General features: G+C 62.7%; 12 protein-coding genes. 3 read left to right on the forward strand and 9 right to left on the reverse strand.

Annotated features, from left to right (window positions below; all coding sequences use genetic code 11):
* Positions 1–54: 54 nt before the first annotated feature.
* The 4 genes from rpoD to LLY24_RS10325 all read right to left on the reverse strand — a co-directional run bounded on the left by rpoD (position 55) and on the right by LLY24_RS10325 (position 6,035).
* Positions 55–1,914, reverse strand: a complete 1,860-nt coding sequence (gene rpoD / locus LLY24_RS10310; RefSeq protein ID WP_259036205.1) for an RNA polymerase sigma factor RpoD — start codon at positions 1,912–1,914, stop codon at positions 55–57.
* Between the two features lie 263 nt (positions 1,915–2,177).
* Positions 2,178–4,007, reverse strand: a complete 1,830-nt coding sequence (gene dnaG, locus LLY24_RS10315) for a DNA primase (RefSeq protein WP_259036206.1) — start codon at positions 4,005–4,007, stop codon at positions 2,178–2,180.
* Between the two features lie 173 nt (positions 4,008–4,180).
* Entirely contained in the window at positions 4,181–4,396 is a 216-nt protein-coding gene (gene rpsU / locus LLY24_RS10320) for a 30S ribosomal protein S21 (RefSeq protein ID WP_259036207.1), read from the reverse strand.
* A 193-nt stretch (positions 4,397–4,589) separates the two neighbouring features.
* Positions 4,590–6,035, reverse strand: a complete 1,446-nt coding sequence (locus tag LLY24_RS10325; RefSeq protein WP_259036208.1) for an amidohydrolase family protein — start codon at positions 6,033–6,035, stop codon at positions 4,590–4,592.
* Positions 6,036–6,240: 205 nt separating this feature from the next.
* On the opposite strand from LLY24_RS10325, the gene tsaD reads away from it, so the two are divergent.
* The gene (gene tsaD, locus LLY24_RS10330) at positions 6,241–7,284 is read left to right on the forward strand and encodes a tRNA (adenosine(37)-N6)-threonylcarbamoyltransferase complex transferase subunit TsaD (RefSeq protein WP_259036209.1); all 1,044 of its coding nucleotides are present in this window, start codon (positions 6,241–6,243) and stop codon (positions 7,282–7,284) included.
* 11 nt (positions 7,285–7,295) lie between these two features.
* Here tsaD and plsY read toward each other — a convergent pair whose 3' ends face one another.
* Positions 7,296–7,910 carry a glycerol-3-phosphate 1-O-acyltransferase PlsY gene (gene plsY, locus LLY24_RS10335; RefSeq protein ID WP_267135279.1) on the reverse strand — a complete coding sequence of 205 codons (615 nt, stop codon included), beginning with the start codon at positions 7,908–7,910 and terminating at the stop codon, positions 7,296–7,298.
* Between the two features lie 73 nt (positions 7,911–7,983).
* On the opposite strand from plsY, the gene folB reads away from it, so the two are divergent.
* A complete protein-coding gene (folB, locus tag LLY24_RS10340; protein ID WP_259036210.1) occupies positions 7,984–8,349 on the forward strand; it encodes a dihydroneopterin aldolase in 366 nt (121 codons plus the stop codon).
* Positions 8,349–8,861, forward strand: a complete 513-nt coding sequence (folK, locus tag LLY24_RS10345; RefSeq protein ID WP_259036211.1) for a 2-amino-4-hydroxy-6-hydroxymethyldihydropteridine diphosphokinase — start codon at positions 8,349–8,351, stop codon at positions 8,859–8,861. Before folB ends, folK begins: the two co-directional genes overlap by 1 nt.
* A 17-nt stretch (positions 8,862–8,878) precedes the next feature.
* On the opposite strand, the gene LLY24_RS10350 is transcribed toward folK, so the two are convergent.
* The 4 genes from LLY24_RS10350 to rsmA all read right to left on the reverse strand — a co-directional run bounded on the left by LLY24_RS10350 (position 8,879) and on the right by rsmA (position 12,140).
* Positions 8,879–10,012, reverse strand: coding sequence for a tRNA nucleotidyltransferase/poly(A) polymerase-related protein (locus LLY24_RS10350; RefSeq protein WP_259036212.1), 1,134 nt, complete (start codon positions 10,010–10,012; stop codon positions 8,879–8,881).
* Positions 10,013–10,039: 27 nt separating this feature from the next.
* Positions 10,040–10,852 (reverse strand): symmetrical bis(5'-nucleosyl)-tetraphosphatase, encoded by an 813-nt coding sequence (locus LLY24_RS10355; protein WP_259036213.1) that lies wholly within the window; start codon positions 10,850–10,852, stop codon positions 10,040–10,042.
* 66 nt (positions 10,853–10,918) lie between these two features.
* The gene (gene apaG / locus LLY24_RS10360; RefSeq protein ID WP_427854553.1) at positions 10,919–11,335 is read right to left on the reverse strand and encodes a Co2+/Mg2+ efflux protein ApaG; all 417 of its coding nucleotides are present in this window, start codon (positions 11,333–11,335) and stop codon (positions 10,919–10,921) included.
* On the reverse strand, positions 11,289–12,140 hold the full coding sequence (gene rsmA, locus LLY24_RS10365; RefSeq protein WP_259036214.1) for a 16S rRNA (adenine(1518)-N(6)/adenine(1519)-N(6))-dimethyltransferase RsmA: 852 nt from the start codon (positions 12,138–12,140) through the stop codon (positions 11,289–11,291). The genes apaG and rsmA overlap by 47 nt, the downstream gene beginning before the upstream one ends.
* Between the last annotated feature and the right edge of the window lie 31 nt (positions 12,141–12,171).

Below are 12,171 nucleotides of genomic sequence, written 5' to 3' on the forward strand. Positions count from 1 at the left end.
CTTACGCTTCACCACTCAGATTTAGCGACTCAGTCTTCACGACGCAGTCGCTTCTCACTCATCGAGGAATGAACGCAACGGCTCCGAGCGGCTCGGGTGGCGCAGCTTGCGCAGCGCCTTGGCTTCGATCTGACGGATACGCTCGCGGGTGACATCGAACTGCTTACCTACCTCTTCTAGTGTATGGTCGGTGTTCATATCGATGCCGAAACGCATACGCAGCACCTTGGCTTCGCGCGCGGTCAAACCGCCAAGAACGTTACGCGTGGCCTCGATCAGCCCTTCGCCGGTGGCCATATCGATGGGCAGCAGCATAGTGCTGTCTTCGATGAAGTCACCCAGGTGCGAATCGTCGTCGTCGCCAATGGGCGTCTCCATGGAGATCGGCTCTTTGGCGATCTTGAGCACCTTGCGTACCTTGTCTTCCGGCATTTCCAGACGCTCGCCCAGCTCTTCCGGCGTCGGTTCACGGCCCATCTCTTGGAGCATTTGGCGCGATACGCGGTTGAGCTTGTTGATCGTCTCGATCATATGCACCGGAATACGGATGGTGCGCGCCTGGTCGGCAATCGAGCGCGTGATCGCCTGACGAATCCACCAGGTGGCGTAGGTCGAGAACTTGTAGCCGCGGCGGTATTCGAACTTATCGACCGCCTTCATCAAACCGATGTTGCCCTCCTGGATCAGATCCAGGAACTGCAAACCACGGTTGGTGTACTTCTTGGCGATCGAGATAACCAGACGCAGGTTGGCCTCGACCATCTCTTTCTTCGCCCGACGCGCCTTGGCTTCACCGATGGAGAGCTTGCGGTTGACCTCTTTGAGATCGGCGACGCTAAGCTGCACCATGTCCTCTTCGAAGGCGATCTTGCGCTGAGCACGGGCGATATCGGCGCGCAGCGGCTCGAGGCGGTCGGCGTACTTGGCGTTTTCCGCTTGAAAAGCATCGAGCCAGCCGCTATTGGACTCGTTGCCAGGGAAAGACTTGATGAACGTCTTACGCGGCATCTTGGCCTTTTTGACGCAGAGCTGCATTACCGCCTTTTCCTGGGCGCGCACCTGATCAACGCTGATACGCACCTGGCCTACCAGACGCTCGAAATGCTTGGGCACCAGCTTGATCGGCGAGAAGAGCTCGGCCAAACGCGCCTGCTCTTCTTTCACCTCAGGGCTTCCACGTCCATGCTTGGCGAGGATGGCCTCGACCACGGCGTTCTGCTCGCGGATCTGCTCGAAGCGCGCACGCGCCTCTTCCGGATCGGGACCGCCCTCGTTGGCCGAAGAGTCACCGTCGTCGTCATCCTCGTCGCCATCCCCGTCACCGTCATCATCGCTGATATCGGTGTCGACCTCGGGCTCAGGGGCGTCGGCTTCGGCAACGCCTGGAATGCCCTCATCGGGATCGATGAAGCCAGAAAACAGATCGGAGAGCCGTCCAGGCGCTTCTTCGTCCTGAGTGGCGTCGAACGCTTCGAGAATAGAGGCAACCGCGCCCGGCAAGTAGGCCAAAGACGACATGACCTCACGCGTGCCCTCTTCGATACGCTTGGCGATTTCGATTTCGCCTTCGCGGGTGAGGAGCTCGACGGTGCCCATTTCACGCATGTACATGCGAACGGGGTCGGTCGTTCGACCGACATCGCTCTCGACGGCCGCCAGCGCCGCTACGGCTTCTTCCGCAGCGGACTCGTCCGTAGAGTGATCCGACATCATCAAAGTATCGGCATCAGGGGCTTCCTCGGCGACACGGATACCCATGTCGTTGATCATGCCAATGATGTCTTCCACTTGATCCGGGTCGGCGATATCCTCGGGTAGATGGTCGTTGACCTCGGCATAGGTCAGGTAGCCCTGCTCCTTGCCGCGCGCGATCAACTCCTTCAGACGTGACTGCTGCTGCGCATTTCCAGCCATAGAAACCCTATCTCGACGAAGAAGAATGAAACACCTGGAGCGCTGAATCGATTAAACTCAACAAGCCGAACATTATAGCGCGTAGTCGAGTATTTTTTCCACCGCGATGTATTTGCGCGGTCACTCAGGTGTGTTAGCTTATCCGGTTATACCTATGTCAGCATTCCTTCACTGACTGTTTATATGGTGACGAAACGCGCGATTACAACCGCCAGCGCCACCACCCCTCTGTCTTTGCCATCCTATATATCCGTATCGTGACCTCAGCGCCGTGGGGCGAGTTCCACCACGAGCTCGGCCAAACGCTGGCGCTGCGCCTTATCGAGCTTGTGCCCGGCGCGCTCGTGGGCAAGTAGCGCGGCATACTCCTCCTCAGGAGAACGCTTACGCTGATGCGCCTGCAGATGCTCGACCCAACTGGCGAGCTCCGCCTGGCGCGCCGCGCGCGGAATCAACAGCTCGCGCCGGGCGAGCTGAGCAAGCGTCTGCCCCTCGGCGCTACCCTGAAAATGCGCCAAGACCACCTGCGGGCTGCGATAGTTTCCCGCACGCAGGAGCGCGACGAGTTCGCGACACAGCGGTGCCTGCTCATCCTCCGGCAGCCACTGATCGAGCTCGGGCAGATCACCCACCAGCGTTGGCTCATGAACCAGCAACTGGAGAATGCGCCCCACCGGCGAAAGCGTGCTCAACGGCGCCTTACGCTGCGAGGGCGGCGCATGTCGCACACTGTGCGCCTGCGGCGGCGCCTCGAAGAACGCCTCGGGCGCCGAGGCGCCAGGCGCTTCGCGCGGCGCCATCAGTGCTTCGAGCTGCGCCTCGCGCAGGCCGCTGCGCTTGGCAAGCGTCTCGAGCAGCAGCGATTTGAGCATGCCCTCTGGCACTTTATTGAGCGCCGCCAAGACATGACTAGCAAAGCGCTCGCGCCCTTCCACGGTGTTCATGTCGCGCCCCTGGGCTGCCTGCTCGAAGAGAAACTCCGATAGCGGCATGGCACAGGTCATGCGGTCACGAAAGGCGTCGGCGCCCTCACGGCGCACCAGGGTGTCTGGATCGTCGCCTTCAGGCAGAAACAAAAAGCGCGCTTCGCGGCCATCGATCATCTGCGGCAGCGCCGTCTCCAGCGCCCGGCTAGCGGCTTGGCGCCCAGCGCGGTCGCCATCGAAACAGAACACCACCCGACTCACCAAGCGAAACAGGCGCGTCAGGTGATCCTCGGTGGTCGCCGTTCCCAGGGTCGCTACGGCGTTGTGGATACCGAACTGCGCCAGCGCCACAACGTCCATATAGCCTTCGACCATCACCACTTGTTCGAGCTGCGCCGTGGCCTGGCGCGCCTCATAAAGACCGTAGAGCTCGCGCCCTTTATGAAACACGGGCGTCTCGGGCGAGTTGAGGTACTTGGGCTTGGCATCCCCAAGTACGCGACCGCCAAAGGCGATGGTGCGCCCACGCAGATCGCGAATGGGGAACATCACCCGATCACGAAAGCGGTCGTAGGTGCGCCCGCTATCTTCGCGGTGGATCAACAGCCCATACTCGACCTGCACCGGCTCACCAATGCCCCGCTCGCTCAGATGACTCTTGAGCGCTTCCCACCCCTGGGGTGCAAAACCGATGCCGTACTGTTTGACGATATCGACCGAGAGTCCGCGCTCGGTGAGGTAGCGCTGGGCCGCCTGGCCCTCCTGCATCTTGAGGCGCTCGCGATAAAAACTCGCCGCAAGCTCAAGTAGGTTGACGCCCTCTTTACGCTTTTGCTCACGCACCTGGCGCTGAGGGTCGTTGCCGCCCTCGCGCGGTACGTCGAGCCCTAGGCGCCCGGCCAGCTGCTCGACGGCCTCGGGAAAGGGTAGCTTGTCGTACTCCATGAGAAAGCGTAGTGCATTTCCATGGGCGCCACAGCCAAAACAGTGATAGAACTGCTTATCGGCGCTGACGGTGAACGACGGCGTCTTTTCCTGATGAAACGGGCACAGCCCCGAATAGTTGCGTCCAGCCTTCTTGAGCTGAACGCGCTCGCCCACCACTTCCACCACGTCGACGCGGCTTAGCAGATCATCGATGAAACGCTGGGGAATCTGGCCGGCCATGCAGTGTGTGGCACCTCATTGACGCCTGGGTGGGCGATACGATCTGGCGAAAAACAAGCGGCCACCTGACGGCGGCCGCTTGGCATCCCTCTTGGTGTCGTTCGACGGCTATTAGACAGCTTACGAACACACCTGGGAAAAACCGTGACTAGCCCGGTTCTCCCCGGTACGGATCAATAGAGCCGTTCGAAACGCTTACGCTCACGCTGAAGCTTCTTCGCATGACGCTTGACGGCAGCCGCCGCCTTACGCTTGCGTTCGGCCGTCGGCTTTTCGTAATGCTCACGACGACGTACTTCAGACAGAACGCCAGCTTTTTCGCAGCCGCGCTTGAAACGACGCAGAGCGACGTCAAACGGCTCGTTATCACGTACTTTTACAGAAGGCATTAAGCACTCACCTACCTTAAAGGAGATTTGAGTTCAGAGAAGGACGAAAAAAGTTCAGGCGCTGGTCGAAAGACCTGCCACTTTTCCGGCCCAGTTTTACAGCGCACAGTAGTCTAGACCTCGCGCGAGGCGTTTGCAAACCAGCGTGATGTGGCGACTACAAAAAGATAGAAACGCGCTCTTGGCCTCTTTTTCAAGCAAGATACTGGCGAAGATGGTCCAAGGAGTCCGTCACTCGCGCCTGCAGTTCGTCACTATCGAGCCCCACCATGTGACCATCGCGCTTGGCGATACGCCCCTGAACCGCCACCAGCGAAACGTTGGCGGGCGTTGCCGCAAATACCAGTAGCGCGGCAGGATCGCTTGGCAGCATACCCAGGTTCAGCGCGCGGGTATCGAGCATGATCACATCGGCCTGTTTGCCCGGCGTCAGCGTGCCAATCTGATCACCCAAGCCAATCGACTCGGCGGCGCGCGAGGTCGCCAGCGCCAGCAGCGCCTGGCAGTCCACAGCGGTTTGGTCGCCGCTGGCGGCAATCTCGGTCAGTGCCGCCGTGCGCATAACGGCAAACATGTCTGCGCTTCCCGCCAAGGCATTGCCATCGATACCCAGCCCCAAACGCTCGACGGCGGCAAAGTGAGAAAGTCGCGTCAGCCCATAGGCCACGCGATGCTCGGTGATCGGCGTTAGTGCTACGCTTGCCCCTGCGGCATTGAGCGCGTCGAGATGTTCGCCTCTGGCGTCGGTTGCGTGCACGACCTGCACGCTAGGATGCAGAAACTCACCCTCAACCAAGCGCGCGAACATGGCGTGGTGCGCCTCGCCGCTAACGTGCACGGCGATCGGCAGTTCGAGCTCACGCGCTGTGTCGTACTCACGGCGCTTCATCGCCATTGCCTCAAGGTCATCGAGGTCTTCGGGCAAACGCCACGCCAGCCCCAGCGAAAGACGGCCATTTTCACTGTGCCCTTCCCAGCCCCGATTGAGTTCGCGTAGGCGCTCTAGATCGATGCCGTTTTTGGCGGTCTTGCTCTCGTTCCCCAGCAATAAGCGCGCTCGCAGGGGCGAGTGCGCCAACGCCTCGAGCGCGGCAGCCGAGTGCTCGGGATTGCGGTTGTTATCGAAGAAGTCGTTACTGGTAGTGATGCCAGCGCTCACGTTCTCCATTGCCGCAAGGTATTCGCCTACCCAGGTATCTTCGGGGCGAAAGTGTTCGGCCAGCCGGTTGGTGAGAGGAAAGAAGAGTGCACCTTCGCGCTGAGCGAACATGCCACGCATCTGGGTTTGCCACATATGGTTGTGGGTATCCACAAGCCCCGGCATGACGATGCAGCCCCGACCATCGATGCTTTCCGCTCCTTCGGCAGCAAGCCCTTGCCCTACCGCTTCGATACGCCCATCGACCACCCAGACATCGGTGTTTTCCATCGCCGTCTGCCCTGGCTCCATGGTCAGGACGGTGGCATTGCGAATGCAAAAGCGCTGGGGCTGTTCACTTGCGCTGGCCGAGGCGGTAGCGCTGCTCGAGGCAGCGCGGGTAGCAGCATGCGCATAGGCGCCAGGCAATAGGCTGGTACCTGTTGCAACGGCCATGCCGCCCAGCAGCTGGCGACGAGAAAAACTCAGATGATCGATCATGATGACTCCTTGGTGGGCCCCTCCCTCGACCTAACCCTAGTCGAGCCTACAACAGGGTCAACTCATATTGCGACGCAGCATTGCATTACTGCTGCTACACATGCCTCCTTTAAACCACGCGCGTACGCACGCACGGGTACAAAATGGTAGACTGCGCGCCTTCCTTTACGTCTGGCCCCGAGCCCTTTTGGGTAGAGTCTTTCCTATGCGTGTTCTTGGCATCGAAACCTCCTGCGACGAAACCGGCGTCGCCATCTACGACACTTCGCGCCAGGGCGGTGACGGCCTGCTGGCCGATGCGCTTTACAGCCAAGTCAGCATGCACGCCGAGTATGGCGGTGTGGTGCCGGAGCTTGCATCGCGTGACCACACGCGCAAGCTGTTACCGCTGATCGAGCAGGTATTGGCCGAGGCCAAGATGACCCGCGCCGAGCTAGAAGGCATCGCCTACACCGCAGGCCCAGGGCTCGTTGGTGCGCTCATGGTCGGCGCCAGCACGGCACACGGCATGGCCCGCGCCCTGGACATTCCAGTACTCGGCGTGCACCACATGGAGGGGCATCTGCTCGCCCCCATGCTCGAAGAGAAGGCGCCCGCATTCCCCTTCGTTGCGCTGCTGGTATCGGGCGGACACACCCAACTCGTGGCGGTTCAGGGGCTTGGGGAGTACACCCTGCTCGGCGAATCGGTGGACGACGCTGCGGGCGAAGCCTTCGACAAGGCCGCCAAGATGCTGGGGCTCGCCTACCCTGGCGGCCCCGAGGTCGCTCGCTTGGCCGAAACCGGCGACCCCAAGCGCTTTCGCTTCCCACGCCCAATGACCGACCGCCCTGGGCTCGACTTCAGCTTCTCGGGGCTCAAGACCCACACCCTCACCACGCTGCGCCAGCACGAAGAGGCAGGAACGCTGGATGCCCAAACCCGCGCCGACATCACCCGCGCGTTCGAAGAGGCAGTGGTGGATACGTTGGTGATCAAGTGTCGCCGAGCGCTGGATCAAACCGGGCTCAAGCGCATCGTCATGGCGGGCGGCGTGAGCGCCAATACCCGCCTGCGCGAACGCCTGGCCGTCGAGACGCAAAAGCGCGGCGCCGAGGCGTTCTACCCGCGCGGGCGCTTTTGCACCGACAATGGCGCGATGATCGCCTACGTCGGCGCCCAACGCCTTGCGGCAGGCGAGCGCGACGTACCCGGCGAAATGCAGGCAACCCCGCGTTGGCCCTTGGAGCGTTTGAGTACGCCGGGTTAATGGCGGCTAGCTCAATCGCGCCCCAAGGGCGGCTCCTCGCCGCGCCTCAAGCGCACGATATTGAGCCAGTGGCGCCCAATGACAAGCAGGCCAAACAGAGCAACGAGCGGTGCATAGTCCGGCGCCAGCCCAAGGCACAAAAGCGGCGCCGCCAGCGCGCTGATGAGCGAGGCAAAGGCGGCGCTGCGCCCACGCCAGGCAATCAGGCTCCATAGCGCAGCGCTCACCAGGGCGACCCAAGGCACCAGCACCAGAAGTACGCCCAGCGCGCTGGCCACAGCCTTGCCGCCTTTGAAGCGGTGCCAAACCGGATAGCTATGCCCCAAAAGCACCGCAAGTCCGACGGCTCCCTGAAGCCAAAGCGCAGCATCGAGACTCTTGAGCAGCAGCAGGCAGGGCATCCCTTTTAGCGCGTCCAAGCAGAGTGTCGCCACGGCCAGACGCGGCCCATAAAGACGCAGCACGTTGGAGAAGCCTGGATTGCGTGACCCGTCTTCGCGTGGATCGGCCACACCCGCCAAGCGGCAAACGCTGAGGGCGGCGAGCCAGCTACCGCTGAGATAGCCTACGATCAGCCACGCCACGCTCTCCAGCGGCAGCGCATCAAATATCATGGCGATGGGCATCCCCTCCCTAGTGGCTGTCGCCTGGTGCGCGGCTGGCGTACAATGCCGCTCTTTTGCCGCTGAGAAACGCGACATGGACCATATTTTGATCGAAGGGCTCAGGGTCGACACGGTGATCGGCGTCTACGACTGGGAGCGCACCATCACCCAGACGCTGGAGCTCGACCTCACCCTAGCCACCGACATCCGCCCCGCTGCGGCCAGCGACGATCTGCAGCTAACGCTTGATTATGCCGCGATCAGCGCGCGAATCCAGTGCTTTGCCGAGGCGCATCAGTTCGCCCTGGTCGAGACCTTTGCCGAGCGTCTGGCGGCTTGTCTACGCGAAGAGTTCGCCATTACTTGGCTGCGTCTGCGTCTGCGTAAGCCCGGCGCAGTGCCCAATGCCCGCAGCGTTGGCCTCGAGATCGAGCGCGGCGAGCGCTCGCCCACGCGCTGATGCACCGCGTCATCCTTAGCCTTGGCAGCAACCGTGCCCCCGAGCACCACTTGGCTCTTGGCCTCGATGCGTTAACACAGCGCTTTGGGCCGCTTAGCCTCTCCTCGGTTTACGAAAGCGAGCCGGTGGGCATCCATGATGCGCACAATTTCTATAACCTCGTGGTCGCCTTCGACAGCATCGAGGGCGTCGAGGCGCTGCATGGCGCCCTCAAAACGGTCGAGCAGTCGGTGGCGCAGGGGCTAACGCGCCCCAAGGCGCTGGATATCGACCTACTCAGCGTCGGTGAACTGCACGGCCGTATTGCGGGCATAACGCTGCCACGCGACGATATCACCCGCCACGCTTTCGTCTTGCGCCCTCTGGCCGAGCTCGAACCCGACACGCACCACCCCGTGCTCGCACTCTCTTATGCCGCGCTATGGCAGTGCTTCGAGCACAAGGCGCATCAGCGCCTCTGGCCGGTAGATTTTTTCTGGCGCGGTCGACAGATCTCGCGCGCCGACGGCTAACGCCAAGTTCTACGCTCTCAAGGCCCGGTGTTTGCCAGCGCCTGCTCAATGGTATCGCGGCGAGCGTCGCGTAGCGCCTGGCCTAACGCCGCCCCTTTGAAACCCTGAGCGATCAGATCCTGCGGACTCACGCGCTGGGCCGCCTGCCAGGCCTGCTGCATGGGCGCGACCCACTCGCGGGCAAGACAGTCGACCAGCGCTAGTTGCCGCTCGACGTGCTCAGGGCGCCGCCAAGCGTCGAGCCCATCGAGCCATGCGCCAACGCGCTCAGCCGAGGGCAGCCCATCGAGCAGCCTCGTGGTCAGCGCGCTTTGGCGCGCAAGCTTGGCCACGGCGTTGGGCAGGCGCAGGCGCGTGGCAAGCGCCTCTCGCTCGGCGTCATCGAGCACGCTGACGAGCCTGGCGTAACGCCAATGGGCCAGCGGCACGTCCTGGGTATCACAAGGCACCTGCGCCATGGCGAACAGCGCCGCTTCCAACCGTTCAGCAAGCTCGGCAAACCACGTGCGCAGCGCCTGGCACTGAGCCAGCGCCTGAAAGTAGGCATCGGGGTGCGGCTCGCCCAGGGCTTTCTCGGTCTCGACCCACACACGCTCGGCGGCGAGGTGTTCGAGCTCGCCGCTACGGCTGACCTCCTCCATCAGCGCAAGCGTCGCCTCGGCAATGCGAAAGCCAAGCCCTGAGTAACGGGCTAGAAAGCGCGCCGTGCGCAGCACGCGTAGCGGGTCTTCACTGAACGCGGGCGAAACGTGGCGTAGCAGACGTGCTCGCAAATCCGCCTCACCGCCGTAGGGGTCGATGAGGCGCCCATCGTCGGCTTCGGCGATGGCGTTGAGGGTCAGATCGCGCCGTTCGAGATCTTCCTCGAGCGTCACCTCAGGGCTTGCGTGCACCTCGAACCCGGCGTAGCCGTGGCCGCTCTTGCGCTCGGTACGCGCCAAGGCGTACTCCTCGTGAGTGCGCGGATGCAAGAACACGGGGAAATCGCGACCGACCGGCTGGAAACCGCGCGCGCGCATCGCCTCCGGTGTGGCACCGACGACGACCCAGTCGTTGTCGTAAACCGGCCAGCCCAGCAAATGATCGCGCACGGCGCCGCCCACGCGGTACACCTCGAGCCCCTGCAGCACGTTATCATCGTTCTTCTGCATACCGCCCTCCTGCTGCCTGATGAGTACTCATGGGCGCTGCTGGCTCGCTACCTGGGTGAGCGCGCCCGTTTCCAGCGTCAGCGCGGTCATGGCGCCGCCCCAGACGCAGCCGGTATCCAGGCCAGTTACGCGTACGGCCGCCTGGGGCGTTTTGCCTTCAAGCGCGGCCCAGTGGCCGAAGAGTAGCTGCGGGTCGTCAGCGCGGGGAAACTGAAACCAGGGCCGAAAACCCGCCGGGGCGCTATCGAGGCCCTCCTTGGCGCTGAAGTCGAGCTGCCCGTTGGCATCGATAAAGCGCATGCGGGTGAAGGCATTGACGATGAAGCGCAGACGGTCGTCGCCCTCAAGCTCATCATGCCAGCGCTCGGGCTGGTTGCCGAAAAGACGAGTAAGAAAGCGCCCGGCATGCTCGCCGCCGAGGGTATCCGTAACCTCCCCTGCCAGCGCTTCGGCGCGCTCGACGCGCCACTGGGGCAAAAGCCCGGCGTGAGCCATGACCACCTCGCCTTCACGCACCATCAGCGGCTGCGCCTGAAGCCAATCGAGCAGTGCCTCGCGATCCGGCGCGGCCAGAATGTCATATAGGGTATCGCGTCGGTGCAGCCGACCGCCGCCGCGCGCAGCGACGAGCAAATGCAGATCATGATTGCCCAGCACGCAGCGCGCGGCGCTTCCCAGCGCCTTAATCTCGCGCAGGCAATCAAGCGACCCGGGGCCGCGATTGACCAGATCACCCACCAGCCAGAGCCGATCGGCGCGCGGGTCGAAAGCAAGCTTTTCCAATAGGGCGACGAATTCGGCGTAACAGCCGTGCAGATCCCCGATGACGTAGGTGCGCATTGCCAAGCCTTAACGCGAGGTTGTCAGTCGATGTATGAGCGAGATGAGCGAACGCCCTCCGCGCCCTCAGTGTAGCTGGTGCGGTACCGCCAGCCGAAACGGAGCGATAGGCTGCTCGAAGGCGCGCTGGTGAGCAATATCGAGCAGCGTATAGGCGCCCTCCATGACCCCCACCGGGGTCTGTAGTATCGCCCGACTGGTGTAGCGAAAGCGCTGACCGGGACCGATCAGTGGCTGCTGGCCGACCACGCCCTTGCCGCGCACCTCTTGGCACTCACCGCTGCCTTGAGTGATCTTCCAGTAGCGTGCCATCAGCTGCACGCTGTGATCGCCCTGGTTGTGTACGGTGACGGTATAGCTGAATACGTAGCGCCCTTCCAGGGCGCTGGATTCGCCGCCACGGTAGTTGGGCGTTACGCTGACGACGATGTCGGCCTCACTCACCAGTACGTTCTCCAGCACGCTCTTCAGTATGTTCTCCACCACTTGCGTCCTGATCGCTCACCCAGTTGGCCAGGGTAACGAACTCGGCGACGCTGAGCGTCTGTGGGCGGCGACCAGGGTCGATACCCAGTGCCGCCATGGCATCGGCGTCGATGCGCCCTTTGAGGTTGTTGCGCAGCGTCTTGCGCCGCTGGCCAAAGGCCTGGCGCACCAGATCGAACATCAGCGCCGGGTCGTGGGCGACAACGGGTAGCGTCGCGTGGGGGGTGAGCCGCACGATGGCCGAGTCCACCTTGGGACGCGGCACGAAGGCCTCCGGCGGCACGATGAAGAGCTGCTCCACCTGGCAGTAGTACTGCGCCATGACCGAAAGGCGCCCCCAGTCGGCCGTGTCGGGAGCCGCCGCTAGGCGCTCGACCACTTCTTTTTGCAGCATGAAGTGCATGTCGGCCACCGCCGCCCCGGCGTCGAGCAGATGAATGATCAGCGGCGTGGAGATGTTATAGGGCAGGTTGCCCACGACGCGCAGCGGCGCCCCATCACCCTTGAGCTCGGCGAAGTCGAACTTCAGCGCATCGCCCTCGTGAATGACGAACTCGGGGTAGTTGAAAAACTGCACCCGCAGGCCGGGAATCAGGTCGCGGTCGAGCTCGATGACCTCGAGCTTGCCTGCGGCCTCCAGCAGCGGCTGGGTCAGCGCACCCTGCCCCGGACCGATCTCCACCAGCCGGTCGCCCTCGCGCGGCCCGATGGCGCGGACGATACGCGAGATGATGCCCGGGTCGCGAAGAAAGTTCTGACCAAAGCGTTTGCGAGCGCGATGCTGCTGCGGCACTTGAGACATCGAAAGGAGTTCCTTGGAAATGCTGACTGAC

Source organism: Halomonas dongshanensis, assembly GCF_024790395.1.
Lineage (GTDB): Bacteria > Pseudomonadota > Gammaproteobacteria > Pseudomonadales > Halomonadaceae > Vreelandella > Vreelandella dongshanensis.